Genomic DNA, 26440 nt, shown 5'->3' with positions numbered 1-26440 from the left:
TCTATTTCTGCTTCCCGGAATCTTTGGCGGACGTGTTCTCTGGCTTCGTCACTGATTTCTTATCTGATTTCTTATCTGATTTCTTATCCAGGAATGTCTGCATGCGGTCGAACTTGGCCTGGGATTCGAAGAGGATCCCCTGTGCCAGCTGGTCAATGAGGGGATGCGCCTCGGCCGGGGCGTGGAACACGGATTTGGTGATCCGGACGGCGAGCGGGTCCTGCGTGGCGATCCGGTCGGCGAGGCTGTGGGCCGCGGCCATCAGATCGGACGGTTCATGGATTTCGGTGATGAGATTGACGGCCAGGGCACGGTCTGCGCGCAGCACGGCACCGGCGAGCAGCATTTCCTTGGCGACGGGCTCCCCCACGAGTTCCTTGAGGCGCCAGCTGGCACCGGCGGCGGCCAGGATGCCGAGTCCGGTTTCGGGATTGCCGATCCTGACGGACGGGGTGCCGATCCGGAAGTCCGCGGCGTACGCCAGTTCGGCGCCGCCGCCGAGGCAGAAGCCATCCAGGGCTGCGATGACGGGCATCGGCAGCTTGGCGATCCGGACGAAAATGGTGGAGTTGATGCCCTGCAGGGCATCGTCGCGGCGCCGCTCGCGCAGCTGCCCGATGTCGGCGCCGGAGGCGAAAACCCCCTTGGAGCCGGCGATGATGAGGACTTTGGGGTGCCGCTCGAGATGGGCGCAGACGGTGTGGAGTTCACCGACCATCTGCTGGTCGATCGCGTTGCGGACCTCGGGGCGGTTGAGCACCACCACCACGCGGTCCTCGCGCTCTTCGACCAGGAGCGTGCCGAAGCCAGCCGGGTCGAGGGCCGGGGCCGCCATTAGACGCGCTCCAGCAGCATGGCCGTGCCCTGGCCGACGCCGATGCACATGGTGGCAAGGCCGATTTTGGCGTTTTCGCGCTCCATCCGGCCCAGCAGTGTGATGGCGATCCGGGAACCGGAGGACCCCAGCGGGTGGCCCAGGGAGATCGCACCGCCGTCGCGGTTTACGATCTCCGGGTCGAGGCCGAGCCGGCGCATGCTGGCCAGGGACTGGGTCGCGAACGCCTCGTTGAGCTCGACGGCGCCGAGGTCATCGACGCTGAGCCCGGAACGGGCGAGCACCTTCTGGGTGGCCGGAACCGGCCCGATGCCCATGATTTCGGGCTCGCAGCCGGCTGAGGCGCCGTCGATGATGCGGGCGCGGACCGTGAGGCCAAGTTTCTGGATCGCGGCCTCCGAGGCAACGATGATGGCGGAGGCGCCGTCGTTGAGGGTGGAGGAGTTGCCGGCGGTGACGATCGAGCCGCCCTTGACTACCGGCCGGAGCCCGGCGAGGACGTCCATGGTGGTGCCGGCGCGGGGGCCCTCATCGGTGTCCACCACGGTCTCGCCCTTGCGGGTCTTGACGGTCACGGGGACGATTTCCTCCGCGAAGCGGCCGGCGGCGATGGCGGCCAGGGCGCGTTCGTGGGAGCGGACGGCGAAGGCGTCGGCGTCCTCCCGCGAGATGCCGTCAACTCGCCCCACCTCTTCTGCCGTCTCCGGCATGGAGTAGGTCATTTTGCCGTCCCTGGACAGCTCGCCCTTGGCGAACTGGGGGTTGACGAAACGCCAGCCGATGGAGGTGTCGAAGATTTCGCCCGGTTTGGCGAAGGCGGTCCGGGGTTTTTCCTGGACCCAGGGGGCGCGGCTCATGGATTCGACGCCACCCGCGATCACGATGTCCGCGGCGCCGGACTTGATCATGTGGCTGGCCATAATGATGGCGCTGAGCCCGGAGGCGCAGAGCCGGTTCACGGTGATGCCGGAGATGTGCAGGGGCAGCCCGGCAAGGAGGGTGGCCATGCGGGCCACGTTGCGGTTCTCTTCGCCGGCGCCGTTGGCGTTGCCGAGGATGACCTCGTCGATGGTGTCCGGATCGACGCCGGCGCGGGCCACAGCCTCGCGGACTACCAGTGCGGCCAGGTCATCGGGGCGGACTGCGGAGAGGGCGCCGCCGTAGCGGCCCACGGGAGTGCGGGCGCCGCCAACAAGAAAAGCCTCGACCATGAGAACATCCTTCACCAAGAAAGCGGGGCCGGCAGCAGAGTAATTTACCGACCGTTCGTTCTATAAAGATTACACGGCGGGGCAAGGGGGTCAACCGGATGCCGCCGGATTACGCGACGACGACGCCCAGATGAGCCGCGAGCAATGGAGCGAGCAGGGTGAGCTGGTGATCGTCGACGACGAGGCCGGACAGACTGCCCAGACCGCTGACGGTGCGGAAGTCGGTGCCCCGGAGGTCGAAGTCCTTGAGCCGGGCTCCGGTGAAATCGAGGGTGCCGATCGTGCAGTTCTTCAAGGCGACGCGCGTGGCGGTGCAGGAGCCCAGATCCAGCTCGTTAATGATGCAGTCGCTGATCTGCACGTCCGTGAGCTTGGATCCGCGCAGGTTCACGTAGTCAAGTTTGCCGCCGTCGATCCGCACGGACTGCCAGCCACTTTCATAGAGCTCCGCCGATCCCCAGCGGGGGTTGCCGATCTCGACATCCCGCAGGCTGGTCCGGGCCGCCATCAGCACCGGGGCGTACGTCTCGGTCAGGATGCAGTCACGGAAAGTCGCGCCCCGCAGCTGCGTCTCATTGAAGGACACCCCGGTGAATTCGCACTCGGCAAAGTCCGTACCGCCCAGGTCCAGACCGTCTGCCGATGCGCGGCTGTAGCGGACGCCGTCGTACCGAACACCCCGCCGGAACTCCGGGGCAGGGTCGTCCTGCAGATCCCCGGGACGGACCGGCGCGAGCCGGGGGGCGGTGACCTTGGGGGTTTTCTCAGCCGCAGTGCGCCGGACCATCACTGGCACTCGGCCTTGGCCGCGATGTCCGCCAGGTCTTTTGCAAGCGCCTTGCGGGTGATGCGCATCCCGAGCGGACCGAACACGGTGAGCATGATCCTGCTGAACCGGGTCGGTTTGATGACTTCGGCGCCAAAGGTCAGCGTAAGGTCGGTTCCCCCGCCGCGCTCCGCGAGCGCGAACCTGGTGGTGTAGTCGGCGCCGCCCTGGAGGGCCTTCACGGTGGTGCTGCCGCCCCGGCCGTTCGACGGCGCCTCGGACTGGGCAACCCACATCTCCACCGTTTCCGCGCGCCCCATCATGGTGCGGGTCTCCTTCCAGCGGGTACCCACGGCATAGGGTCCGTCGGTGAGCATCTGGATCGAATCGACGCCGGAGAGGGTCGCGGCAGATCCGGGAATGTCCGACACCACCGCCCAGACCGCGTCCGCCGGAGCATTGATGTGCTGCGTGAGAGTGGTCTTGTGGTCCATGACCTCGAGCCTAGCCCGCGGGCCGGGGGGATTTCATCCTTTCGCGAACCGCCCCGCCGCTGCCGCGGACGACGCTGCGGAGAATTACCCCGCGAGACCCCTTGAATTAGTAAGCATGCTTTGTGTTAGGCTGATCGGACAGTATTTTCAACCGGAACGAAAGGTGGCCAACACCATGGGTGTCGGAGACAAGATTCAGAACGAAGCAGAGCACCTCGGCGGCAAGGCCAAGGAAACTGCCGGAAACGCCACTGGCAACGACCAGCTGCGCGCCGAGGGCCAGAAGGACCAGGTTGTAGCCGACGCGAAGAAGGTCGGCGAAAACGTCAAGGACGCCTTCAAGAAGGACTAGTCTTTAGGACGTTGGCGGCGCCGGATTTTCCTTTGGGGGATCTCCGGCGCCGCTTTTTTGCGCCCGTGCAAGAATGGCCCCACAGCCGACGGAGGGGTCAGCATGGCACGGACACACGCAGGACGCGGCAAGCCCGCCACCCGGGATCTCAGCAATACCGACCTAGGCCGGTCCGGCGCCGCCGCTGGCGGTTCGCCGGCGCTGCGCGGCTACCTGGCGACGCCGCAGGGCGAGGGGCCGTTTCCCGCGGTCCTGATGGTCCATGAGGCGTTTGGCCTGGACGACATCACCGTCCGCCACGCCGACCGGATGGCGGCGGCCGGCTACCTGACATTGGCCATAGACCTGTACAGCGACGGCGGGGCGCGCCGCTGCCTCGTCGCCACCATGCGCGCGCTGTCCGCGGGCGAGGGCCGGGCCTTCACCGATCTGGCCGCCGCCCGGGACTGGCTGCGCGAAACCGGCCGGACCACCGGCAAGATCGGCGTCATCGGCTTCTGCATGGGCGGCGGCTTCGCCCTGCTGCTGGCCAATGACGGCTTCGACGCCGCCGCCGTCAACTACGGACGGCGCCCGAAAGACCCCGGGGAGGCCCTCGCCGGCGCCTGCCCGATCGTGGCCAACTTCGGCGGCCGGGACCGCACCCTGCCCGGCGAAGCGGCGAAACTCGCGGCTCTGCTCGACGGGCTGGGCGTGGAGAACGACGTGAAGGAGTTCCCGCACGCCGGGCACGCCTTCCTCAATGATGTGGAGACCGGGCCGAAGGTGCTGCGGCCGCTCATGCGGGTCATGGGCATCGGCCCGGATCCGGAATCGGCCCCGGAAGCCTGGCAGCGGATCGAGGACCACTTCGCCAAGCATCTGAACCCCAGCTGAGTCGCAGCAGGGACCGTTTTTGGTTCTCAAACGGCCCTGCCGCGACTTACTTGGGTGAACGGGCGCCCGGCGTGAAACCATACGGAGCATGGCCCAGAAGATTGCGTACCAGGGTGAACCGGGCGCCAACTCCAATATTGCGTGCATGCAGATGTTCCCCGAACTGGAGAGCGTTCCCTGCGCGAGTTTCGAAGACGCCTTTGAACTGGTGGCCGTCGGCACCGCCGACCTGGCCATGATTCCGATCGAAAACTCCATTGCCGGCAGGGTGGCCGATATCCATGTGCTGCTGCCCCAGTCCGGGCTGCAGATCGTCGGCGAGTATTTTCTGCCCATCCACTTCGACCTGCTGGGCATCCCGGGCAGCACCATCGAGGCAGCCACCGAGGTCCACAGCCACCTCCACGCGTTGGGGCAGTGCCGGCGTCTGATCCGCTCCGCCAGCCTGCGCCCCGTGATCGCCGGCGATACTGCCGGGTCCGCCCGGGAAGTGCGCGACTGGAACGATCCCACCAAACTCTCGCTTGCTCCTCCACTCGCGGCTCAACTCTATGGCCTGGAGGTGCTCGCCTCCGCCGTCGAGGATGACCCCTCCAACACCACGCGGTTCGTGGTTCTGGCACGGGAAAAGCCTCTGCCGGCCCGGGACATCCTGTCCGGACCGGCCGTCACCAGCTTTGTATTCCGTGTCCGGAATGTCCCCTCAGCCCTCTACAAGGCGCTGGGAGGATTCGCCACGAACGGGGTAAACATGACGCGGCTGGAAAGCTACATGGTAGGCAATGAATTTGCGGCCACGATGTTCATGGCCGACGTCGAGGGGCACCCCGAGGATTTGCCGCTCAGACTGGCGCTGGAGGAACTGGAGTTCTTCACCACAGAGGTACGCATCCTTGGCGTCTACCCCGCCGCGGAATACAGGTCCAGGCAGGCAGCCGGCCTCTGACCGCCAGCCCGGACAAACCTTGCGAAGAAGGCCAACTCCACGCGGTCACACCGCCGCGGGCCGCCCTGCCCGCAACAGGGGTGCGAAGAACGCGGCAAGCTCCGCCGTCGCCGTCAGCGGCAGGACGGTGGCCACGTACTGGTCCGGGCGCACCACCACGATGACGCCGCCGCGGTCGATGCCGCGCAACTCAAAGATGTCCGCCGCCGGGTCGGTGCCGTAGACCTTTTCGAGGTAGGGGAGCTTGAACGGCCCCACCTCCGGTTTGAACACCGCGGGGACGTTGCCGATGTCGATGCCAGTGTGATCCTGCTGGTAGATCACCTTCACGTCGAACCAGGCGTCACGGTCGGCCCCCGCGGGGGTGGCGGCGAGCGGCGAGTCCGGCGCGCTGGCCAGCCACGCGGCGAGGTCCGCGGCGGGCGACGGGGCCCCCGCCTGTTGTGCTGGCGCCGCCTGGTCCGCGAAGACGTAGATGCGCCAGCGGCCGTCCGCCGTGGCCTGGTGGCCGAGCTGGACCGGGTTGGTGTCGCAGACCCGCACAACCGGCGCGGACTTGAAGCGCTTGCCGACGGGAAAGCCGGTGGCCAGCTGCTGGTGCGTGGCCTCGGCGACGACCATCGACGGCGAGTACTCGGTCATGAAGCCGGCAGGGAACTCGGCGGTGCGCACGTAGAAGTCCTCGAGCTCGGAGGGGTTTTCAAACTCCTCGGGCTTCTTCGCCATGAGCGTCGACCACACCTTGTCGAAGTCGATCAGGTTCTTCGCGACCACCTGCCGCTCGGCCGAGTACGTGGACAGCAGGCTCTCCGGGCTGCGTCCCTCCAGCACGTGGCCGAGCTTCCAGCCGATATTGAAGCCGTCCTGCATGGAGACGTTCATGCCCTGGCCGGCCTTGGCGCTGTGCGTGTGGCAAGCGTCGCCGGTGATGAACACCCGCGGCGTGCGGGTGCCCAGCTCCTCCGGGAGGACGTCGTCGAACCTGTCGGTGAGGCGGTGGCCCACCTCGTACACGCTGTGCCAGGCCACGTTGCGCACGTCAAGCGTGTAGGGGTGGATGATCGCGTTGGCCTTGGCGATGATCTGCTCGATGGTGGTCTTGCGGACCGCACCGCGGTCGTCCGCGGCGACCTCGCCGAGATCGACATACATGCGGAAGAGATGCCCGCCCTCGCGCGGGATCAGCAGGATGCTGCCGCCGTCGTGGGACTGGATGGCGCATTTGAGCCGGATGTCGGGGAAATCCGTGGAGGCGAGCACGTCCATGACGCCCCACGCGTGGTTGGCCTGGTCGCCCGCCATGGTGCAGCCGATCGAGTCGCGCACCTTGCTGCGGGCGCCGTCCGCGCCCACCACGTACTTGGCCCGCACGATGCGCTCCCGGCCCTCGTCAGGACCGGCGGTGTGCGCCAGCGTCACGGCGACCGGGTACTCGCCCTCGCCGGTGACCTCCAGGCCGCGGAACTCCAGCCCGTAGTCCGGGCTCATGCGGCTCGGGGACATGGCCATGAACTCGGCGAAGTAGTCGAGCACGCGGGCCTGGTTGACGATGAGATGCGGGAACTCGCTGATCCCGCCCGGGTCATCGAGGGTGCGCGCGCTGCGGACGATGTTCGAGGGGTCCGCGGGATCCGGCTTCCAGAACGCCATCTCCGTGATGCGGTACGCCTCGGCGATGATCCGCTCGGCGAAACCGAAGGCCTGGAAGGTCTCGACGCTGCGGGCCTGGATGCCGTCGGCCTGGCCGATCGCGAGCCGGCCCGGCCGGCGTTCCACGATCCGGGTGGTGACGCCCGGGAACTGGGACAGCTGGGCTGCGGCGAGCATGCCGGCGGGGCCGGAGCCCACGATCAGCACATCTACCTCGTCGGGAAGGCGTGTGGGCCGGTCGATGCCGGCGCCGGCGGCCGGCTGGACCCGCGGGTCACCGGATACGTAGCCGTGGTGGTGGAAATGCACGGGCTTTCCTCACTTCGTTGTGTGGCGGCCTGTCAACGGCCTAGCGTGTTCGATATTAGAACGTGACGTTCGATAATAGAATTTCGGTCCCTGATCCAAAACTGTACGTCAGATATGACGCAGGTTACAAGTGTCCCCAAAGGCCCCGGCAAATGCCCCGGCAAACATCCCCGCGCAAGGGGTTGACGCTCCCCGGCTTCCGGGCCATAGTGTTTCGTATACGATTTCGTACTCGATGAGGAGTAACACTTGGAACAGGTCACCGACCACATCCTGGCCGCGGCCCGCAAGGTCATCGCGGTGCATATCAACTACCCCAGCCGGGCAGCCCAGCGCGGCCGCACACCCGAGCAGCCCTCCTACTTCCTGAAGCCGTCCTCGTCGCTGGCTCTCGGTTCTGCATCAGCGCCTTCAACCGTGGAGCGCCCGGCCGGCTGCGAACTCCTCGGCTACGAGGGCGAGATCGCCCTGATCATCGGCAAGACCGCCCGCCGCGTGGGCTTCGAGGACGCGTGGAGCCATGTCGAATGGGTCACCGCCAGCAACGACCTCGGCGTCTACGACCTCCGCTACGCGGACAAGGGCTCCAACCTCCGCTCCAAGGGCGGCGACGGCTTCACACCCGTGGGCCCGGGCCTGATCGCGGCAGACGCCGTCGACCCCGCCAAACTGCGGATCCGCACGTGGCACAACGGTGAACTGGTCCAGGACGACACCACCGTGGACCTGCTCTTCCCGTTCGCCCGGCTCGTGGCCGACCTGTCCCAGCTGCTCACCCTCGAAGAGGGCGACATCATCCTCACCGGCACCCCCGCCGGGGCGTCGGTGGCCACGCCGGGCGACGTCGTCGAGGTGGAAGTCAGCGCGACGACGGGAGGCGCCGCCGGCGGCGGACTCACCACCGGCCGGCTGGTCACCCGGGTGGAGGAAGGCACGACGCCGTTCGCGGACTTCGGAGCCCGGCCCAAGACCGATGATCTCCAGCGGGAGGAAGCCTACGGTTCCCGTGAAGCGGCAGGCCTCTCCGCCGCCCAGCCGGCAGGGATGCCGGGCCTGTCCCCGGAGCTGAAGGCCAAACTGGAGTCCGTCTGCACGGCCACCCTGTCCTCCCAGCTGCGCAAGCGCGGCCTGAACAACGTCAGCATCGACGGCCTGTCCTCCACCCGCCCGGAGCGGCGGATCGTGGGCCGGGCCCGGACCCTGCGCTACGTGCCCAACCGCGAGGACCTGTTCACGACCCACGGCGGCGGCTTCAACGCGCAGAAGAAGGCCATCGATTCCGTCAACGAGGGCGAGATCCTGGTGATGGAAGCCCGCGGCGAAAAGGGCACCGGCACGATCGGCGACATCCTGGCCCTGCGCGCCCAGGTCCGCGGCGCCGCCGCCATCATCACCGACGGCGGCGTGCGCGACTTCACCGCCGTGGCCGCCATGGACATGCCTACGTACTATGCCAACCCGCACCCGGCCGTCCTGGGCCGCCGGCACATCCCCTGGGACACGGACATCACCATCGCCTGTGGCGGCACCACCGTGCAGCCCGGCGACATCATCGTCGCGGACGCCGACGGGATCCTGGTGATCCCGCCGGCCCTCGCCGACGAGCTCGCGGACGACTCCATCGCGCAGGAACGCGAGGAAACCTTCATCGCCGAGATGGTGCAGCAGGGCCACAGCGTGGACGGTCTCTACCCGCTCAACGCCGCCTGGCGGACCCGGTACCAGGAATGGGAAGCAGGCAAGGCCCATGACTGAGACAGCCAGGGCCGCAGCCACGCCGGCCGCGACCTCCGGCAGCAAATCCGAGCAGGCCTATGCGGCCGTCAAGGCCCGGATCGTGGACGGGACCTACTCCCCCGGCTACCGGCTGGTGCTGGCCAAGATCGCCGAGGACCTGGGCGTCAGCGTGGTGCCGGTCCGCGAAGCGATCCGCCGGCTCGAGGCCGAGGGCCTGGTCAAGTTCGAGCGGAATGTCGGCGCCACTGTGTCCGGGATCGACCCCACCGAATACCTCTACACGATGCAGACCCTCAGCATCGTTGAGGGCGCCGCAACGGCACTCTCGGCCCCGCTGATCGGGGCGGCGGACGTGGCCCGCGCCCGGGCAGTCAACGCCGAGATGCGCGAATGCCTGCAGCACTTCGACCCCGTCCGGTTCACCCGGCTGAACCAGGACTTCCACAGCGTCCTGTTCGAGCACTGCCCCAACCCGCACATCCTGGACCTCGTCCACCGGGGCTGGAACCGGCTGGCGTCACTGCGCTCCTCCACGTTCCGCTTCGTCCCGGGCCGGGCCCACGAATCTGTCGACGAGCACGAGGCGCTGCTGCAGCTCATCGAATCCGGCGCCAGCCCGGATGACATCGAAAAGGCCGCCCGCCGCCACCGCAGCGCCACCCTGGACGCGTACCTCGCCCAAACCAACGCGGGGTCACTTAGCGCCCATTAAGGCGCCCGGCATGGGCCGTAAGTGACCCCGCGTTGCACTATCAGTAAGGAAAAACAATGACGTTTACTGCCGCAGAAACCACCGCCCACTACGTTCCGCAGGGCCTTCCCAACCACATCCAGCACTACATCAACGGCGAATTCGTTGATTCGGTGGGCGGGGCGACCTTCGATGTCCTGGACCCGGTGTCCAACACCAACTACGCCACCGCCGCCGCCGGCCAGAAGGAAGACATCGACCTCGCCGTCGCCGCGGCCCGCGAGGCGTTCACCAACGGCCCGTGGCCGAAGATGAAGCCCCGTGAGAGGGCCCGGGTCCTGAACAGGATCGCCGACGCCGTCGAAGCCCAGGAGGCCCGCCTGGCCGAGCTCGAAACCTTCGACACCGGCCTGCCCATCACCCAGGCCAAGGGCCAGGCGCTGCGCGCGGCTGAGAACTTCCGCTTCTTCGCGGACCTGATCGTGGCCCAGTTCGACGACGCCATGAAGGTCCCCGGCGCCCAGATCAACTACGTCAACCGCAAGCCGATCGGCGTCGCCGGGCTCATCACGCCGTGGAACACTCCGTTCATGCTCGAGTCCTGGAAGCTCGCCCCTGCCCTGGCCACCGGCAACACCGTGGTCCTCAAGCCGGCCGAATTCACCCCGCTCTCGGCCTCGCTCTGGGCGACGATCTTCAAGGACGCCGGGCTCCCCGACGGCGTCTTCAACCTCGTCAACGGCCTCGGCGAGGAAGCCGGCGACGCCCTGGTCAAGCACCCGGACGTCCCGCTGATCTCCTTCACCGGCGAGACCACCACGGGCCAGACGATCTTCCGCAACGCCGCGGCCAACCTCAAGGGCCTCTCCATGGAGCTCGGCGGCAAGTCACCGTGCGTCGTGTTCGCCGACGCCGACCTCGACGCCGCGATCGACTCCGCCCTGTTCGGCGTCTTCTCGCTCAACGGCGAGCGCTGCACCGCCGGCTCCCGGATCCTGGTGGAGCGCGCCGTGTACGAGGAATTCTGCGACAAGTACGCCGCCCGGGCCAGGAACATCGTGGTCGGTGACCCGCACGACCCCAAGACCGAGGTCGGCGCGCTGGTCCACCCGGAGCACTACGCCAAGGTGGCCTCCTACGTGGAGATCGGCAAGTCCGAGGGCCGGCTCCTGGCCGGCGGCGGCCGCCCGGAGCACCTGCCCGAGGGCAACTACATCGCCCCCACGGTGTTCGCCGACGTCGCCCCGGACGCGCGGATCTTCCAGGAGGAGATCTTCGGCCCCGTCGTCGCCATCACACCGTTTGATACCGACGACGAAGCCCTCGCCCTGGCGAACAACACCAGGTACGGGCTCGCGGCATACATCTGGACCCAGAACCTGACCCGCGCGCACAACTTCTCCCAAAACGTCGAGGCCGGCATGGTCTGGCTCAACAGCCACAACGTCCGCGACCTCCGCACCCCCTTCGGCGGCGTCAAGGCCTCCGGCCTGGGTCACGAGGGCGGCTATCGCTCGATCGACTTCTACACCGACCAGCAGGCCGTCCACATCACCCTGGGCACCGTTCATACGCCCAAATTCGGCGCCTAAGTTTCCCGCCGGCGCCACCCAGACCCCTTTCAAAGAAGAGAGAGCACCATGACCAACTTCGTCCCCACCCCCACTGTCCCGGCCCCGGACATCGTCCGCTGCGCCTACCTGGAACTCGTGGTCACGGACCTCGCCAAGTCCCGCCAGTTCTATGTGGACCTGCTGGGCCTGCACGTCACCGAGGAAGACGAGAACACCATCTACCTGCGCTCCCTCGAGGAGTTCATCCACCACAACCTGGTGCTGCGCAAGGGGCCCGTGGCCGCTGCGGCCGCCTTCGCCTACCGGGTGAAGTCGCCGGCCGAGGTGGACGCGGCCGAGGCCTATTACAAGGAACTGGGCTGCCGCACCGAGCGCCGCAAGGAAGGCTTCACCAAGGGCATCGGCGACGCCGTCCGCGTCGAGGATCCGCTGGGCTTCCCCTACGAATTCTTCTACGAGACCGAACACGTCGAGCGCCTTACCCAGCGCTACGACCTCTACTCCGCCGGCGAACTGGTCCGGCTGGACCACTTCAACCAGGTCACCCCGGACGTCCCGCGCGGCCGGGCGTACCTCGAGGACCTGGGCTTCCGCGTCTCCGAGGACATCAAGGACTCCGACGGCGTCACGTACGCCGCGTGGATGCACCGCAAGCAGACCGTGCACGACACCGCCCTGACCGGCGGCAACGGCCCGCGGCTGCACCACATTGCCTTCGCCACGCACGAGAAGCACAACATCATCCAGATCTGCGACAAGATGGGCGCCCTGCGCATCTCGGACCGGATCGAACGCGGCCCTGGCAGGCACGGCGTCTCCAACGCCTTCTACCTCTACATCCTGGACCCGGACGGCCACCGCATCGAGATCTACACCCAGGACTACTACACCGGCGACCCGGACAACCCCACCATCACCTGGGACGTTCACGACAACCAGCGCCGCGACTGGTGGGGCAACCCCGTGGTCCCCTCCTGGTACACCGAGGCCTCCCTGGTCCTGGACCTCGACGGCAACCCGCAGCCCGTGATCGTCCGTGAGGAAAAGAGCGAGATGGCCGTGACCGTGGGCGCCGACGGCTTCTCCTACACCCGCAAGGAAGAGGACGGCTCCGCCGGAGAAGCGACGGGCTTCAAGCTCGGGGCGCAGGTTTAGCGTGCTTGATCCCGCGACGATCGAGGCCATCGCAGACGAACTGCTGGAAGCCGGCCGCAGCCGTACTCCGGTCCCCCGCCTGACCACCCGTTACCCGGGGATGACGGTGGAGGACTCCTACGCAGTCCAGCGGCTGTGGCGGCGGCGCCACGAGGATGCCGGACGGACCCTCGTGGGCCGCAAGATCGGCCTCACGTCCAAGGCGATGCAGGCCGCCACCGGCATCACCGAGCCGGACTACGGCGCGATCTTCGATGACATGGTGCTGGAAACCGGCTGCTCCGTGGACTGGGACCGGTACACCCATCCCCGGGTGGAGGTGGAGCTCGCGTTCGTGTTGAAGAAGGACCTCGCCGGTCCCGACTGCACCATCTTCGACGTCCTGAACGCCACGGACTACGTGGTCCCGGCCCTGGAGATCCTGGACTCCCGGATCGAAATGGAGGGCCGGACCATCGTGGACACCATCGCGGACAACGCGGCGATGGGCGCCATGGTGATCGGCGGCAACCCCGTGCGTCCCGACGCCGTGGACCTGCGCTGGGTCTCCGCCATCCTCTACAAGAACCAGACCGTGGAGGAAACCGGCGTGGCCGCCGGCGTCCTGGACCACCCGGCCAACGGCGTGCACTGGCTGGCCAACAAGATCGCCGCCCACGGCGACGGGATGAAGGCCGGCGACATCATCCTCGCCGGCTCCTTCACCCGGCCCCTCTGGGTCTACAAGGGTGACACCGTGCACGCCGACTACGGACCGCTGGGGAGCATCACATGCCGCTTCGACTAAAAGACACGTTCCGGGACGCCCTGCGCAACCAAACCGGCGCTGCCGGCCGTCCCCTGGCCGGGATGTGGGTCTGCTCCGGCAGCCCGCTCGTGGCCGAAATCTGCGCCGGGTCCGGTCTGGACTGGCTCCTGATCGACGCCGAGCACAGCCCGAACGGCCTCGAATCCATCCTGGCCCAACTGCAGGCCGTGCACGGCTACCCGGTCCATCCGGTGGTCCGGCCGCCGGTGAATGACACGGTGCTCATCAAGCAGTACCTGGACCTGGGCGTCCAGAACCTGCTGATCCCCATGGTGAACTCGGCAGCCGAGGCGGAGGCCGCCGTGGCCGCCACCCACTACCCGCCACACGGCGTCCGCGGGGTGGGCTCGGCCCTTGCCCGGGCCGCCCGCTGGAACCGGATCCCCGACTATCTCGCCCGCGCCTCCGAGACCGTCAGCGTCACGGTCCAGATTGAATCCGAAGCCGCGGTTGCCGCTGTGGAGAACATCCTGGCGGTGGAGGGCGTGGACGCGATCTTCCTCGGGCCCTCCGACCTCGCCGCCTCCATGGGGCTGCTGGGCCAGCAGGAACACCCCCGGGTGCGCGCCGCCGTCGAACACTGCCTTGCCGCCGCCACAGCGGCCGGCAAACCCGCCGGCGTGAACGCTTTCAACCCGGCAACGGCCCGCGCGTACCTGGCCGCCGGCGCCGCGTTCGTGCTGGTCGGGGCCGATGTGTCCATCCTGGCCCGCGGCTCCGAGGCCCTTGCCGCCGACTACATCCCACCGGACGCGGCGGCTGAGCCCGGCGGCACCCCCGCCAGCTACTGAGTGCCCTCCGCTTTAAACGCTGTTAAACGCGACGGCGGCAGCCACCCTTGCCAGGTGGCTGCCGCCGTCGCGTTTCTGCGTGCCGCGCGTCGGGACCGGTGGGTCCTAGCTGTAGAGCTCGCTCTTGGGCGCGTTGTTCTTGACCTTCTGCCAGCCCAGCCACAGCACCAGGGCGAAGAACGGAACGGTCGCCAGGGTCCACAGGCCCAGGTGGAAGACCTCGCCGGTCTTGCTGGTCATGGTGTCGAAGCCGATCAGCACGGTGATGGCCAGCAGCGCGACCAGCCCGGCCCAGCTGGTCCACGGCGAGCCCGGCATGGGCAGGCTGGAGACGCGGCCCTTCTGGTGGCGCAGCGCGATCTGGCTGGCGAAGATGGCGCCCCACGTGAAGATCACACCGATCGAGGCGGTGTTCAGCGCGAGGTCGAAGGCGTGCGAGCCGCCGAGCCAGATGTTCAGCATGATGCCCACGAGGTAGAAAGCTGCGATCGCAAGGATGGCCGCGTACGGCACGTGGCGCTTGGACATCCTGGTGAGCCACTGCGGGGCATGCCCGTTGTTGGCCATCGTGCGGAAGACACGGCCGATCGAGTACAGGCCCGAGTTGCAGGAGGACAGCGCGGCGGTGATGACGATCATGTTCATCACGTCGCCCACCCAGCCGAGGCCCATCTGGCCAAACACGGTGACGAACGGGGACACGCCGGCCTTGTACTGGTCCGAGGGCAGCAGCATGGCCAGCAGCAGCACGGAACCGACGTAGAACACCACAATGCGCAGTACGACGGCGCGGATCGCCTTGGGCACTTCGCGCTTGGCGTTCTGCATCTCACCGGCGGTGATACCGACGAGTTCGATGCCGTTGTAGGCGAAGATCACGGCGTTGAGCACGAGGACCATCACCAGGGCGCCCTTGGGGAACATCCCGCCGTCGTCGGCGAAGAGGTTGGTCACGGAGGCGTGGCCCGTGCCGACCTTGGCGTTGGTGACCACCATGAAGGTGCCAACGGCCAGGAAGATCAGGATGGCGCCGACCTTGAGGCAGGACGCCCAGAATTCAAACTCGCCGAACGCCTTGACGCTGAGCAGGTTGACGGCCACGAGCAGCGCGAGGGCGGCAATCGCGGAGGCTTCCACCGGCACGTTGGGGAAGAAGAACTGGAAGTACAGGCCGATCGCGATCAGTTCGGCGATCCCGGTCATGCCCCAGTTGATGAAGTACATCCAGCCGGAGAGGAAGGCGCCCTTCTTGCCGAACATTTCGCCGGCGTAGCTGACGAAGGAGCCCGAGGTCTGGCGGTACATGATGAGCTCGCCCAGCGCCCGCATGAGCAGGTAGGCGATCACGCCGGCGATGGCGTAGGAGAAGATCAGCGCCGGGCCCGTGGAGGCCAGGCGTCCGCCGGCGCCCATGAACAGGCCGACGCCGATTGCGCCGCCCATCGAGATCATCGTCACGTGGCGCCCGCTCAGGGTCTTCTTATAGCCCTCGGCGCTGAGGGTCGAGTCGACGGCGGTTTCCGCGGGCGCGCTCTGGAGTTCTGTGGGGGTAATTGATGGCACAACGGTTCCTTGTAGGTCGGATTATGGCCGGGACGGGACCGGGATTCGGTTACATTCCATTCGGGTTTCGGCCCGGTGGGACAGCAAGATGTACCGAACCTCACAAGGAGTCAAACCCTCGCGCGGCTCATCCATCGTACTGGAATTCCCGGACCGGCCGTGACGCGGGCAACAGCAGTCGGGCGCTATGCCTAATTAATGACACCAAATCTGCCAAATAGCAGAATAATGTTCTATTTTGTCCGCGCTGGCTCCGGCGAATCGTTCTGCTACGCCAGGGCGCCGTCCCGCATCGAGTACCGGAGCCAGTTACCGGCGCCGTTTCCGTGCCCGGTTTCCTGCCTGGCGCCGTGCCTTGTTTCTCGGCTCGTCCCTCGCCTAGCGCAGGTGCTGAACCACTCACCCAGCGCGCGGTCGTGGCTGACCATGACCAGTGTCCCTGCGAACTCGGACAGGGCCGCTTCAAGCTGTTCCACCAGCACGGGCGCCAGGTGGTTGGTGGGCTCGTCCACCAGCATCGTCCCGAACCCGCCCAGCAGGAGCCGGGCCAGCGCCAGCCTGCGTTGCTGCCCCGCGGAAAGGCTGCCCACCGGCACGTGGAATTCGCTGGTCCGGAAGAGCCCCAGGCGCAGCAGCGCCTCGGCGTGCTCATCGATATTGCCGCCCAGGCCCGCGGCAAAGGCGGGCAGGAGCCGCAGTCCCGGGCGCTGCGGGAGTTCCAACTCCTGCTGCAGGTAGCCGATCCGGCCGTGCCTCACCACTTTGCCCTGGGCCGGTTCCAGTGTGCCGGCGAGGACGGAGAGCAGCGTGGACTTCCCGGCACCGTTGGGGCCCGTGATGAGGATCTTCTGGCCGGCTTCCACCCGGAAGTCCGTGGGTTCCAGCCGGCCGGGCACCGCGACCCCCTGCGCCTCGAGCGCCGGGCCAACAGCTACGTCCGCCCGCAGATCCGTTGCCAGTTTCAGGGGCACCGGGGGACGGTCAATGGGGTTTGCCTCCAGCCGGCGCAGACGCTCCTGGGCGTTGCGGACCTTGCTGGTGGCCGCCTTCTGCCACGTGCCGGCCTTGAAGTCGAACCCCATCTTGTCGCCGTCGCGCTGGCGGGCGTAGCCCATCTTGCCGGCAACCGTGTCCGCCTGGAGCCGTTCGGCCGCCATCGCGTCCAGCCACCCGTGGTACTGCTGTGCCCAGCGCTGGCGCTCGGCAGCCTTCTCCCGCAGGTAGCCTTCATAGCCGTTGCCATACCGGTTGACCGACCGGCGCTCGGCATCGACCTCAATCACGGTTGAGGCCACTTTGCGCAGCAGCACGCGGTCGTGGGAGACCACCACCACCGTGCCGCGGTGCGCGGCCAGCCGCGCCTCCAGCCAGGCCGTGCCGGACGCGTCCAGGTGGTTGGTGGGTTCGTCCAGGAGCAAAATGTCGGCGGGATCGGCGAGAACGCAGGCCAGCGCCACCCGTTCCTGTTCCCCGCCGGAGAGCGAGCCCAGTGTCCGCATCCGGTCCAGCCCGCCCAGGCCGAGCCTGTCCAGCGCCGCTTCCACCCGGGATTCCGCGGCGTAGCCTTCCCGGAGCTGGTACTGCGTCTGCAGGTTTCCGTAGCGCTCCAGTTCGTCCGCTTCCGCGCCGGCCAGCCCGTCCTCCAGGCGGTCCAGCTCGGCCTCCAGCGCGCGGAGTGATTCCAGTGCGGCGTCGATCGCGTCGCTGACAGTGAACTGCTCCGGCATGCCATGGGTCTGGGCGAGGTAGCCCACGCGGCCGTGGCTGACGGACGTGCCCTCGTCCGGGGCCTCGAAACCGGCCAGGATACGCAGCAGTGTGGATTTGCCCGCGCCGTTTTCGCCGACGATCGCCACATGTTCGCCAGCCGTGATGGCAACGTCGACGCCGGCAAAGAGCTGGCGGTCCCCATAGCCGTGGGATACGCCCGAAAGGCGGAGATGTTCGCTCAAGGAGTCCTCGCAGTAGGTGCCAGCCTGCCCGACGGCGGCTTGCGTCCTCAGTATGGCACCGCCGGCCGTCACTGGGCACTGAGGCCCTGGGCACCGAGGCGGGTGCCGACGTCGGGCGTCAGGTCTGCGATGGCGCCGCGGATCAGCTGGACCGCGTCCTCCTGCCTCGGCGCTAGGCTGGGGGGCATGGGCACAGCTCTCCGTACACCACCCGCGCCGCAGCCGGAGCTTTACCGGTTCTCCCGGCTGGATTTCATCACTGTTGGACTCTATGTTGCCGTGGCCGGTCTATTCGCCGTGGCGGGCAGCCTGCTGGAGCCGCTGCTGCTGCAGATATCGCCCAATCCTGCTGTGGCGTCCTACGCGGTGAACCTGATCTTCTATGCAACGGTCGGCGCCCTTGCCCTGACCGCCGCGCGGCATGTTGCGGTCCGCGATCTCCGCGTCCTTGCCACAAGGCCCTGGTTCACGGCCCTGATGGTGCCGCTGACCGTCGTGGCGATGCTCATCCTCACCGCGGTTCTCGTGGCCCTCAGCGGACCGGTGCAGACCTCCGCCAACCAGGCCGGCCTTCAGGCGCTCATGCAGCAGGTCCCGGTCTGGCTCATGGTCCCCCTGCTGGTGCTGGTCGGCCCGTTCGTCGAGGAGTACATTTTCCGCCATTTGCTGATCGGCAAACTGAGCCGCCGGGTCAACCTCTGGGTCTGCTGCATCATGTCCGTGGTCCTCTTCGCGGCCCTGCACATCGTGGGCCAGGAGCAAATGACCCTGCAGGTGCTGATGCCGTACCTCGCCATGGGCGCCGTCCTGGTGTTCGTGTACGTCTGGACCGGGAAGAACGTGATGTTCTCCTACTTCGTCCACGCCTCCAAGAACCTCCTGGCGGTCATCTTCATCTACGCCATTCCGCCCGAGGTGCTTGAACAGCTGCAGCAAGTGCAGGGGTAACCGAAGCAAGGCGGCGACGCATGGCACCCGGCTCCCCTCTGGTTGTTCGCCGGCGCATGCGTTATCTTGAGGGCACTTCGCGATGGTTTGGGAGGGCTGGAGCGGCAACCTTGTATTGGGGAGGACTGCCATGAAAGCCCACGCCCACCGAATGTTCGCACTCCCGGCAGCTGCGGCGATGACGACACTTCTCGCGCTGAGCGGCTGCGTGTCCCTTCCCGGCGCCGCACCGACTGCACCGGCTGCACCGGCCACCCCAACGGCCACGTCTGCAGCGCCGGCGACCCCGCCGCCAACCAGCCAGGCGGCCGTCACAGCACCAGACCCGGTCGCTACCGGAAGCCGACAGCCGGGCGGGTGGGCCGGCACCGTCGCGAGTGTCCGCTCCGGAGTAGCAAAGATCAACGTCACGCTGTGCGACGCAGGCGGCGTCGGTACCGGTTTCCTCATCGAGAATGACCTCATCGTCACCGCCGCACACGTCGTGAAGGACCAAGCCGCCATCAGCATCAGCCTCGGAACAGAGATCTCGAGCGCGCAGGTACTCGGTATTGATGAGGCGGCCGACCTTGCTCTTTTGCGCACCGCCCGCCCGGTCAGCGGCCACATCTTCGACTTCGTCAGCGCTCCCCCGGCACTGGGCGAAGACGTGGCGGCGCTGGGCTTTCCCCTGGACGCCGACCTGACCTTCACCGCGGGACGCGTCAGCGGACTGAACCGGGAGCAGACAATCGGCACAAGGACGGTCAGCAACCTGATCCAGACCGACGCCGCCATCAATCCTGGAAACAGCGGCGGCCCGCTGCTGACCATGGACGGCAAGGTGGCAGGAGTCGTGAGCTCCAAGCGGGCCTGGGTTTTCGGTGCAGGCAGCGAAGGCAACTACAGTGCCGAGGGCACGGCCTTCGCTGTGGATGCCCGCAAGGCTGTCCTCGCCGTCGAGAGCTGGAAGAACCGCACCACTTCGCTGTCCCCGACAAGCTGCGGCCTTCCGGCACCGGCAGACACCAGCGCGATAGACGTTACGGTGAATTCCGATCACCCGCAGGCCGCCAACATCACCCAGAGCCTGGTATTTCATGGCCAGTCCATCAACCGCGGCGCATACGACCTCGCGTTCGCCATACTGACACCCGAGATGCAGGACCGGATGGGCGGACTCGAGACATGGCGGGAGGGGCTCGGCTCGTCTTTCTGGCGCACGCTGGAGGTCGAGGACGTATCCGCTGCCGGACCCGATCTCACGGCGTCCGTCCGGCTGAGGACCGTTCAGGACGCGCAGCACGGTCCCGACGGGCAGTCCTGCTCGGAATGGAAGCTCGACTACCTGATGACCTGGGATGGATCGATCTGGCGGATCGCGGACTCCCTTACGCCGCAAGGGCCTCCGGTGCCTTGCGGCGCCTGAACCCTACCGCCGCGGGCCGCGACGTCGTAGGTTCTTCCCATGACACTGAAAATCCAGATAGTCGTCGACTGCAAAAACCCGCACGAGCTCGCCGATTGGTGGGCCGAAACCCTGGAATGGGCCGTGGAGCCGCAGGATGAGGTTTTCATCCACTCCATGATCGAGCGGGGCTTCGCGACGGAGGCGGAGACCACCACGCACCGGGGCAAGCTCGTGTGGCGCGAGGGTGCCGCGATCCGCCCGCCCGAGGAACTCGACGCCAAGGCGCCCGCCCACCGCGTTTTGTTCCAGATTGTCCCGGAGGAAAAGACGGTCAAGAACCGGGTCCATTGGGACGTGCGGCTCGCGGGAGGGGACAAGGATGCCGTGCGGGCGGCCCTTGAAGCGCGTGGCGCCACGTTCCTCTGGTCCGCCAGTCAGGGACCGCATTCCTGGCACACCATGGCGGACCCGGAAGGCAACGAGTTCTGCATCAGCTGACGCGATTACTAGACTCGGACTGTGAGCAACGAAATCCCCGCCAAGGTATCCGACGTCTTTGACCCCTCCCGGTGGCGCACCGTGTCCGGTTTCGACGACTTCCAGGACATGACCTACCACCGGCAGGTGGAGCGCTCCGCCGACGGGGAGGTGGTCCGGGACCTGCCTACCGTCCGCATCGCCTTCGACCGCCCCGAGGTCCGCAATGCTTTCCGGCCCGGCACCGTGGACGAGCTCTACCGCGCCATGGACCATGCCCGGATGACCCCGGACGTGGCCACAGTCCTGCTCACCGGCAACGGCCCCTCCCCCAAGGACGGCGGCCACTCGTTCTGCTCGGGCGGGGACCAGAGGATCCGCGGCCGCGACGGGTACCGGTACGTAGTACAAAACTCAGCTGACGGCGAGACCAAGGAATCCATCGATCCCGCCCGCGCCGGCCGGCTGCACATCCTGGAAGTCCAGCGGCTCATGCGCACCATGCCCAAGGTGGTCATCGCCGTCGTCAACGGCTGGGCAGCCGGCGGCGGGCACTCCCTCCACGTGGTCTCGGACCTCACCATCGCCTCCCGCGAGCACGGCAAGTTCAAGCAGACCGACGCCACCGTGGGAAGCTTCGACGCCGGCTACGGCTCGGCCCTCCTGGCCCGCCAGATCGGCCAGAAGTCCGCCCGGGAAATCTTCTTCCTGGCCCGTGAATATTCGGCCGAGGACATGGTCCGGATGGGCGCCGTGAACGAGGCCGTGGACCATGGACGCCTCGAGGAGGTCGCCCTGGAGTACGCCGCTGACATTGCCCGGCAGTCCCCGCAGGCCATCCGCATGCTCAAGTTCGCGTTCAACCTCGCCGACGACGGCCTGGCCGGCCAGCAGGTCTTCGCCGGCGAGGCGACCCGTCTGGCGTACATGACGGACGAGGCCGTGGAGGGCAAGGAAGCCTTCCTCGAGAAGCGCGATCCCGACTGGTCCGCTTTCCCGTACTACTTCTAAGGCGCGCTGTGACTTCCGGAGCCATGAACATCGAGCCTGCGCTCAAGGCGCTGGCTGCTGCCCTCCACGGCGAGGGACCCGCCGTCGAACTCTCCGCCGGGCCGGACGGTTCGCCGGTGCTGGGGTTCCCTGACACGGCCGGCATCGAGGACGCGGCCGTCGTGGTCCGGACCTCCGGGTCCACCGGCACGCCGAAGGCGACCGTCCTGACCGTCGAGGCCCTGGCGGCCTCGTCTGTGGCGACCGCCTTTGCGCTCAAGGGCGAGGGCCAGTGGCTGCTGGCCCTTCCCGTCCAGTATGTGGCCGGCGTCCAGGTGCTGGTCCGCTCGCTTTTTGCCGGGACCCGCCCGTGGGCCATGGACCTCTCCGGCGGTTTTACGCCGGAGGCCTTCACCGCCGCGGCGCTGGAGCTCACGGACAAGCTCCGTTTCACCTCGCTGGTGCCCACCCAGCTCCAGCGCCTGCTGGACGCGCCCTCCGCCGAGACGCTGGCGGTGCTGCGGCGCTTCAACGCCATCCTGCTCGGCGGCGGACCCGCGTCCGCGCAGCTGCTCGACGCGGCCCGGGACGCCGGCGTGCGGGTGGTGACTACCTACGGCTCGTCCGAGACCTGCGGCGGGTGCGTGTACGACGGCTTCCCGCTCGAGGACGTCCTGGTCAGGGTGGAGGACGACGGCCGCATCCTGCTGGGCGGGGCAACCATTGCCGCCGGCTATCTTCAGGCCCCAGAGCTCTCGGCAGCGGCGTTCATCGAAGCGGACGGCGTCCGCTGGTACCGGACCAATGACCTCGGCGAACTGGACTCCGACGGCCGGCTCACCGTGCTCGGCCGGGCCGACGACGTCGTCATCACCGGCGGCGTCAAAGTTTCCGCCGCCCATGTCCAGGCTGAGCTGGAAAAGCTCGACGGCGTGCGGGCGGCTTTTGTCGCCGGTGTGCCGTCCGCGGAGTGGGGCCACGCCCTGGCCGCGTACGTCGCAGTGGCCGACAGTTCCCCGGAAGGGCTGGCGGCGTTCGCCGACCGCCGGAACCAGACCTGGGCACCGTCGCTGGGCGCACTGGCCCCGAAAACCGTGCTGCCCGCCGCGGAACTGCTCATGCTGCCCAACGGGAAACCGGACCGGCTGGGCATGACGGTCCGGCTGGACGCCCTCCATCAGGGAAAATAGACAAGCGCTTCCGGCTTCCGGCCGGCAACTCAAACCACCAACGAGCATTCAACCAACCAACGAGGTACTGACCGTGGCCACAGCCGCACAATGGATCCAAGGCGCCCGACTGCGCACCCTGCCGGCCGCAATCGCACCGGTGCTGATCGGCAGCGCAGCCGCCTACGAGATGGATTCGTTCATCCTGCTGAACGCCGTGCTGGCCGCCCTGGTCGCCCTGCTCCTGCAGATCGGCGTCAACTACGCCAACGACTACTCGGACGGGATCCGGGGCACGGATGAGGACCGGGTGGGTCCGCTCCGGCTGGTGGGCTCGGGGGCGGCCAGCCCGGAGCACGTCAAACGGGCCGCGTTCGCAGCCTTCGGGCTGGCGATGCTGTTCGGCCTGATCCTCGTGATCATCACGCAGGCCTGGTGGCTGATCCTGGTCGGCGTCGGCTGCGTGCTGGCCGCCTGGGGTTATACCGGCGGCAAGAACCCGTACGGCTATCTCGGCCTGGGCGACGTCTTCGTGTTTGTGTTCTTCGGCCTCGTCGCAACGCTGGGCACCACGTACACGCAGGCGGGGCAGTTGAGCCTGGCCGCGATCATTGGGGCGATCGGCACGGGGCTGATCGCGTGCGCCCTGCTGATGGCCAACAACGTCCGCGACATCCCGACCGACAGGAAGGCGGGGAAGAAGACCCTGGCCGTGCGGCTCGGGGACAAGCATGCGCGCGAAAGCTATGTGCTGATGCTGGCCGTCGCGATCCTGCTGGTCATCGTCCTGGCCCCCGCCCGGCCCTGGATGCTGATCGTGCTCCTGCTGATCCCCGCCAGCCTCATGCCGTCCTGGCTGATGATCGCCGGGCGGCGCCGCAAGAGCCTGATCCCGGTCCTGAAGCAGACCGGACTAATCAACCTCGGCTTTGCCGCGCTGTTTTCAATCGGACTCGTCCTCAGCCACGGGTTCTAAGCCGCGGGCTTCTAGGCCGCGGGCTCAGGGCCGCGGGCTCCCGGGGCTTGCAGGGCTTCAGGGGACCAGCCCGGGGGCTCAGGGCCGCGGTTTCCCGGGGCTTCCAGGGCTTCAGGGGACCAACCCGGGCTCAGGCCCCCGGTTGCCGGGAATCTTTGGGGCGGTCGTCCGTGCGGACGGCAATGTCGGGGTTCTCGTCCACGAGGCGGTCTTCGGCCTCGGCGTCGGCCACCTCTCCTGCGCCGCGCATCGGCTTGGCCTTGCCCGAGAACCGGTGGTGGAGCGTTGCGGTGGCCGCGTCGCGCTGCTTCTGGAAGAACAGGAAGCTGACGGCGAAGGACATCATTCCGGCGCACAGGGCGGCCAGGAGCACCCCCAGCTGCAGGTAGAGAAAGAGCGCAAACAAGGGCGCAAACAGCGCCAGTCGAATAAGGGTGTATTTGAGGAAAGCCACGCCTCAAGTTTAGCCGCCAGGACGGCGCGCTGCTTCGGCCATCCCGCTCCCCTCGTCCGCGGTGCCGGCAGCCTGCACCCGGGCATAGTGACCGGCGCCGTCGAGGCGCCCGACGGCTAGACTGAAGGTATGCTCCGTGTAGTGGTTCCGATCGTCATACTGGCCGTGTTTGTCTATGGACTGGTGGACCTCATCCGCACTGACGCGCGGCTGACCAGGGGCATCTCCAAGACCGCCTGGATTTTCGTGCAGGTCCTCCTCCCCGTGGTCGGCGCCACGCTGTGGTTTCTCATGGGACGCCCCCGCGCCACGGACACCGCACCGGTCGCCTACAGCCACCCGGTAGCGCCAGATGACGACCCCGAGTTCCTGCGCAACCTTGAGATCCGCCACCGCAACCAGGCCGAGGCCGACAGGCTCAAGAAGCTCAAGGAAGAACTCGACGCCAAGGACCGCAAGAACGACTCCGGCAACGCGGAAGCCGGCGGCAGCGAAGGCGCCGGCGGTGCCCACGAACCCGGCGACGCCGGAACGCCCGGCACCGACGAGGTCAAGTAACAATCACGTAGCAGTCCAGTAGCACCGTTCCGGGCATCCATCTGCGGCCGTTCGCCGCAGATGGCCGGAATCCCACGCTCCAAGCGGCCGCCTCCGGCAAACGGCCGCCACGCATCCGCGCCCGCCCCTGCTGCCCACACCGCCTCGGGCCATCGTGTCCCCGCACCGGGCCAAGACGCCCCTTCCCATCTCCGGCGGTCCCCCGTCCCGCCGTCACCCCGGGCGTTCCGGGCATCCATCTGCGGCCGTTCGCCGCAGATGGCCGGAATCCCACGCTCCAAGCGGCCACCTCCGGCAAACGGCCGCCACGCATCCGCGCCCGTGCCTGGCTGCCCACACCGCCCACTTCTCCCCCACACCCTGCCCGCGCTGTGGATAACCTCCAAGCCCCATCGGCGCGGGCGCAGAATGCCCGTATGCGCCCGCCCAGTGAGCTCCCCCCGCATCTTCGAAACCAGCCCTTCACCGTGGCCGAGGCCCGCACTGCCGGGGTGGGGCGACGACGGACCCGGGCCAGGGATCTCGTCAGCCCCTGTTACGGGGTGCGCGCGACCGCCGCCACCCCGGACAGTTTGGTGAAACGTGTGCATGCCCTGACGGCCGTGACGGGCGCAATCGTGAGCCACCTGTCAGCGGCAGTGCTGTGGGGATTTCCCCTGCCGCAGGCCTTGGAGAACCTGGCTGTCATCCATCTGACGAGTCGGCCGGGCCAGCGGGCGGTGCGGCATAAGAATGTGGTGGGCCATCAGCAGGCACTCGAACCGGAGGAGATCGTAGCTGGGGTGAGGGTTAGCTGCACCTCCCCACTGCGGACGTGGTTCGATCTCGCAGGCATACTAGGCCTCGATGACTTGGTGATCGCCGGGGACTTCCTGCTGCGGCGGAGAAATCCATTGACCACGATCCAGGAGCTGGACGCGTTCCTGGCCGGGAAGCAAGGCAGAGCGGGCTACCGGCGGGCTATGCAGGCCCGGTCCCTGATACGCGCCGACACGGACTCCCCCAAGGAGACCGAACTCGGGCTGCTCCTGATTCGGCATGGCCTGCCCGAACCCGCAATCAACGTGCCCATGTTCGATGAGACCGGCGGTTGGATCCAGGACCCGGATCTCGCCTACGAAGAAGAAAAGATCGCGATTCAGTACGACGGCGGGCATCACGCCAGTCCGGCCCAGCGTCGCAGCGACATCTTCCGGGATGAGAACGCCAGGGACGCCGGGTGGCGCGTGGTCGTATTGACCCAATGGCACTTGACCCCGCCCGGCCCTGGGATGGAGCCGGCCGCGGTTACCCGGGTGCGTGCGGCGCTGTTGGAGCGCGGCTGGACTCCCGGCCCGGGCCCGAAGCCCGGGCAACGTCACAGTGCCCGCCCCCAGGCGCACCGATCTGACACGAATGGCCGCTAAGCGCAGCGGCTTAGCGGCCATCTGTGGCGAACCGACGGAGCGCGGGCCCGCGCAGCCACCTCCGGGCCCGCGCCCAGACGCGCCGTCCCAAGCTCGCGGCCGAGGCAGACCACCCTGAGACCCCCATGCCATGCGCACTGCCCCAACCCCCGTGCGGCGCACCGACCTGACACGAATGGCCGCTAAGCGCATCGGCTTAGCGGCCATCTGTGGCAAATCGAGAGAGCGCGGGCCCACACAGCCCCCTCCGGGCCCGCGCCCAGACGCGCCGTACCAAGCTCGCGGCCGAGGCAGACGCACCCTGGCACCCTCATGCCATGCCACACCGCCCAACCCCCGTGCAGCGCACCGATCTGACGCGA

At 67.6% G+C, this 26440-nt stretch carries 25 protein-coding genes; 17 read left to right on the top strand and 8 right to left on the bottom strand.

Features of this window, described 5'->3' with window-relative positions; all coding sequences use genetic code 11:
- Position 1: 1 nt before the first annotated feature.
- The 4 genes from AC1DGD_RS00545 to AC1DGD_RS00530 all read right to left on the bottom strand — a co-directional run bounded on the left by AC1DGD_RS00545 (position 2) and on the right by AC1DGD_RS00530 (position 3306).
- Positions 2-835, bottom strand: coding sequence for an enoyl-CoA hydratase/isomerase family protein (locus AC1DGD_RS00545; protein WP_476855558.1), 834 nt, complete (start codon positions 833-835; stop codon positions 2-4).
- The gene (locus AC1DGD_RS00540) at positions 835-2046 is read right to left on the bottom strand and encodes a thiolase family protein (RefSeq protein WP_476855557.1); all 1212 of its coding nucleotides are present in this window, start codon (positions 2044-2046) and stop codon (positions 835-837) included. Before AC1DGD_RS00540 ends, AC1DGD_RS00545 begins: the two co-directional genes overlap by 1 nt.
- Positions 2047-2155: 109 nt before the next feature.
- The gene (locus tag AC1DGD_RS00535) at positions 2156-2833 is read right to left on the bottom strand and encodes a pentapeptide repeat-containing protein (protein ID WP_476855556.1); all 678 of its coding nucleotides are present in this window, start codon (positions 2831-2833) and stop codon (positions 2156-2158) included.
- Positions 2833-3306, bottom strand: coding sequence for an SRPBCC family protein (locus tag AC1DGD_RS00530; RefSeq protein WP_223913648.1), 474 nt, complete (start codon positions 3304-3306; stop codon positions 2833-2835). The genes AC1DGD_RS00535 and AC1DGD_RS00530 overlap by 1 nt, the downstream gene beginning before the upstream one ends.
- 175 nt (positions 3307-3481) lie before the next feature.
- On the opposite strand from AC1DGD_RS00530, the gene AC1DGD_RS00525 reads away from it, so the two are divergent.
- From AC1DGD_RS00525 to AC1DGD_RS00515, 3 genes are all read left to right on the top strand, one after another.
- Positions 3482-3658: a CsbD family protein gene (locus AC1DGD_RS00525; RefSeq protein ID WP_043435744.1), complete on the top strand. Its 177-nt coding sequence runs from the start codon at positions 3482-3484 to the stop codon at positions 3656-3658.
- A gap of 102 nt (positions 3659-3760) precedes the next feature.
- The gene (locus tag AC1DGD_RS00520; RefSeq protein ID WP_476855555.1) at positions 3761-4534 is read left to right on the top strand and encodes a dienelactone hydrolase family protein; all 774 of its coding nucleotides are present in this window, start codon (positions 3761-3763) and stop codon (positions 4532-4534) included.
- Between the two features lie 88 nt (positions 4535-4622).
- A complete protein-coding gene (locus tag AC1DGD_RS00515) occupies positions 4623-5480 on the top strand; it encodes a prephenate dehydratase (protein WP_223913646.1) in 858 nt (285 codons plus the stop codon).
- Positions 5481-5525: 45 nt separating this feature from the next.
- Here the strand turns inward: AC1DGD_RS00515 and AC1DGD_RS00510 are convergent, their stop codons facing one another.
- Positions 5526-7439, bottom strand: coding sequence for an FAD-binding monooxygenase (locus tag AC1DGD_RS00510; RefSeq protein ID WP_476855554.1), 1914 nt, complete (start codon positions 7437-7439; stop codon positions 5526-5528).
- A gap of 249 nt (positions 7440-7688) precedes the next feature.
- Here AC1DGD_RS00510 and AC1DGD_RS00505 point away from each other — a divergent pair, with 249 nt between their 5' ends.
- From AC1DGD_RS00505 to AC1DGD_RS00480, 6 genes are read left to right on the top strand one after another with little or no spacing between them, the layout of a single operon-like run.
- Complete coding sequence (locus tag AC1DGD_RS00505; RefSeq protein ID WP_476855553.1) at positions 7689-9194, top strand: fumarylacetoacetate hydrolase family protein; 1506 nt, start codon at positions 7689-7691, stop codon at positions 9192-9194.
- Complete coding sequence (locus tag AC1DGD_RS00500) at positions 9187-9888, top strand: GntR family transcriptional regulator (RefSeq protein WP_026537409.1); 702 nt, start codon at positions 9187-9189, stop codon at positions 9886-9888. The genes AC1DGD_RS00505 and AC1DGD_RS00500 overlap by 8 nt, the downstream gene beginning before the upstream one ends.
- Positions 9889-9944: 56 nt before the next feature.
- Complete coding sequence (gene hpaE, locus AC1DGD_RS00495; protein WP_476855552.1) at positions 9945-11459, top strand: 5-carboxymethyl-2-hydroxymuconate semialdehyde dehydrogenase; 1515 nt, start codon at positions 9945-9947, stop codon at positions 11457-11459.
- A 48-nt stretch (positions 11460-11507) separates the two neighbouring features.
- Complete coding sequence (gene hpaD / locus AC1DGD_RS00490) at positions 11508-12596, top strand: 3,4-dihydroxyphenylacetate 2,3-dioxygenase (RefSeq protein WP_028276400.1); 1089 nt, start codon at positions 11508-11510, stop codon at positions 12594-12596.
- A 1-nt stretch (position 12597) separates the two neighbouring features.
- A complete protein-coding gene (gene hpaH, locus AC1DGD_RS00485) occupies positions 12598-13383 on the top strand; it encodes a 2-oxo-hept-4-ene-1,7-dioate hydratase (RefSeq protein ID WP_476855551.1) in 786 nt (261 codons plus the stop codon).
- Positions 13368-14195, top strand: coding sequence for an aldolase/citrate lyase family protein (locus AC1DGD_RS00480; RefSeq protein WP_476855550.1), 828 nt, complete (start codon positions 13368-13370; stop codon positions 14193-14195). The genes hpaH and AC1DGD_RS00480 overlap by 16 nt, the downstream gene beginning before the upstream one ends.
- A gap of 105 nt (positions 14196-14300) precedes the next feature.
- On the opposite strand, the gene AC1DGD_RS00475 is transcribed toward AC1DGD_RS00480, so the two are convergent.
- Positions 14301-15758, bottom strand: a complete 1458-nt coding sequence (locus tag AC1DGD_RS00475; protein WP_476855549.1) for an amino acid permease — start codon at positions 15756-15758, stop codon at positions 14301-14303.
- A gap of 269 nt (positions 15759-16027) precedes the next feature.
- A complete protein-coding gene (locus AC1DGD_RS00470; protein WP_476855548.1) occupies positions 16028-17710 on the bottom strand; it encodes an ABC-F family ATP-binding cassette domain-containing protein in 1683 nt (560 codons plus the stop codon).
- Between the two features lie 186 nt (positions 17711-17896).
- Here AC1DGD_RS00470 and AC1DGD_RS00465 point away from each other — a divergent pair, with 186 nt between their 5' ends.
- The 6 genes from AC1DGD_RS00465 (at position 17897) to AC1DGD_RS00440 (ending at position 23660) form a co-directional block, all read left to right on the top strand.
- Entirely contained in the window at positions 17897-18658 is a 762-nt protein-coding gene (locus tag AC1DGD_RS00465; protein ID WP_459385540.1) for a CPBP family intramembrane glutamic endopeptidase, read from the top strand.
- Between the two features lie 178 nt (positions 18659-18836).
- Positions 18837-20066, top strand: coding sequence for a S1C family serine protease (locus AC1DGD_RS00460; RefSeq protein WP_476850209.1), 1230 nt, complete (start codon positions 18837-18839; stop codon positions 20064-20066).
- Between the two features lie 39 nt (positions 20067-20105).
- Positions 20106-20546, top strand: coding sequence for a VOC family protein (locus AC1DGD_RS00455; RefSeq protein ID WP_223913636.1), 441 nt, complete (start codon positions 20106-20108; stop codon positions 20544-20546).
- A gap of 21 nt (positions 20547-20567) precedes the next feature.
- Entirely contained in the window at positions 20568-21536 is a 969-nt protein-coding gene (locus AC1DGD_RS00450; RefSeq protein WP_476850211.1) for a 1,4-dihydroxy-2-naphthoyl-CoA synthase, read from the top strand.
- A gap of 23 nt (positions 21537-21559) precedes the next feature.
- On the top strand, positions 21560-22705 hold the full coding sequence (locus tag AC1DGD_RS00445) for an AMP-binding protein (protein ID WP_476855780.1): 1146 nt from the start codon (positions 21560-21562) through the stop codon (positions 22703-22705).
- A gap of 73 nt (positions 22706-22778) precedes the next feature.
- Positions 22779-23660: a 1,4-dihydroxy-2-naphthoate polyprenyltransferase gene (locus tag AC1DGD_RS00440; RefSeq protein ID WP_028276409.1), complete on the top strand. Its 882-nt coding sequence runs from the start codon at positions 22779-22781 to the stop codon at positions 23658-23660.
- A gap of 130 nt (positions 23661-23790) precedes the next feature.
- Here the strand turns inward: AC1DGD_RS00440 and AC1DGD_RS00435 are convergent, their stop codons facing one another.
- Entirely contained in the window at positions 23791-24114 is a 324-nt protein-coding gene (locus AC1DGD_RS00435; RefSeq protein WP_476855547.1) for a DUF4229 domain-containing protein, read from the bottom strand.
- A gap of 129 nt (positions 24115-24243) precedes the next feature.
- Between AC1DGD_RS00435 and AC1DGD_RS00430 the strand changes: the two genes are divergently transcribed.
- Both AC1DGD_RS00430 and AC1DGD_RS00425 read left to right on the top strand, forming a co-directional pair.
- Entirely contained in the window at positions 24244-24672 is a 429-nt protein-coding gene (locus AC1DGD_RS00430) for a PLD nuclease N-terminal domain-containing protein (protein ID WP_476855546.1), read from the top strand.
- Between the two features lie 467 nt (positions 24673-25139).
- Complete coding sequence (locus tag AC1DGD_RS00425) at positions 25140-26078, top strand: hypothetical protein (RefSeq protein WP_476855545.1); 939 nt, start codon at positions 25140-25142, stop codon at positions 26076-26078.
- Positions 26079-26440 lie beyond the last annotated feature (362 nt).

The organism is Arthrobacter sp. 05T45 (genome assembly GCF_056395875.1).
This window is presented reverse-complemented; position numbering and strand designations above follow the sequence as displayed.

Excerpts from the sequence above, each read along its gene's own strand:
- AC1DGD_RS00545 (WP_476855558.1), bottom strand. The coding sequence starts at position 835 with ATGGCGGCCCCGGCCCTCGACCCGGCTGGCTTCGGCACGCTCCTGGTC.
- AC1DGD_RS00540 (WP_476855557.1), bottom strand. The coding sequence starts at position 2,046 with ATGGTCGAGGCTTTTCTTGTTGGCGGCGCCCGCACTCCCGTGGGCCGC.
- AC1DGD_RS00535 (WP_476855556.1), bottom strand. The coding sequence starts at position 2,833 with ATGGTCCGGCGCACTGCGGCTGAGAAAACCCCCAAGGTCACCGCCCCC.
- AC1DGD_RS00530 (WP_223913648.1), bottom strand. The coding sequence starts at position 3,306 with ATGGACCACAAGACCACTCTCACGCAGCACATCAATGCTCCGGCGGAC.
- AC1DGD_RS00525 (WP_043435744.1), top strand. The coding sequence starts at position 3,482 with ATGGGTGTCGGAGACAAGATTCAGAACGAAGCAGAGCACCTCGGCGGC.
- AC1DGD_RS00520 (WP_476855555.1), top strand. The coding sequence starts at position 3,761 with ATGGCACGGACACACGCAGGACGCGGCAAGCCCGCCACCCGGGATCTC.
- AC1DGD_RS00515 (WP_223913646.1), top strand. The coding sequence starts at position 4,623 with ATGGCCCAGAAGATTGCGTACCAGGGTGAACCGGGCGCCAACTCCAAT.
- AC1DGD_RS00500 (WP_026537409.1), top strand. The coding sequence starts at position 9,187 with ATGACTGAGACAGCCAGGGCCGCAGCCACGCCGGCCGCGACCTCCGGC.
- hpaE (WP_476855552.1), top strand. The coding sequence starts at position 9,945 with ATGACGTTTACTGCCGCAGAAACCACCGCCCACTACGTTCCGCAGGGC.
- hpaD (WP_028276400.1), top strand. The coding sequence starts at position 11,508 with ATGACCAACTTCGTCCCCACCCCCACTGTCCCGGCCCCGGACATCGTC.
- AC1DGD_RS00480 (WP_476855550.1), top strand. The coding sequence starts at position 13,368 with ATGCCGCTTCGACTAAAAGACACGTTCCGGGACGCCCTGCGCAACCAA.
- AC1DGD_RS00465 (WP_459385540.1), top strand. The coding sequence starts at position 17,897 with ATGGGCACAGCTCTCCGTACACCACCCGCGCCGCAGCCGGAGCTTTAC.
- AC1DGD_RS00460 (WP_476850209.1), top strand. The coding sequence starts at position 18,837 with ATGACGACACTTCTCGCGCTGAGCGGCTGCGTGTCCCTTCCCGGCGCC.
- AC1DGD_RS00455 (WP_223913636.1), top strand. The coding sequence starts at position 20,106 with ATGACACTGAAAATCCAGATAGTCGTCGACTGCAAAAACCCGCACGAG.
- AC1DGD_RS00445 (WP_476855780.1), top strand. The coding sequence starts at position 21,560 with ATGAACATCGAGCCTGCGCTCAAGGCGCTGGCTGCTGCCCTCCACGGC.
- AC1DGD_RS00430 (WP_476855546.1), top strand. The coding sequence starts at position 24,244 with ATGCTCCGTGTAGTGGTTCCGATCGTCATACTGGCCGTGTTTGTCTAT.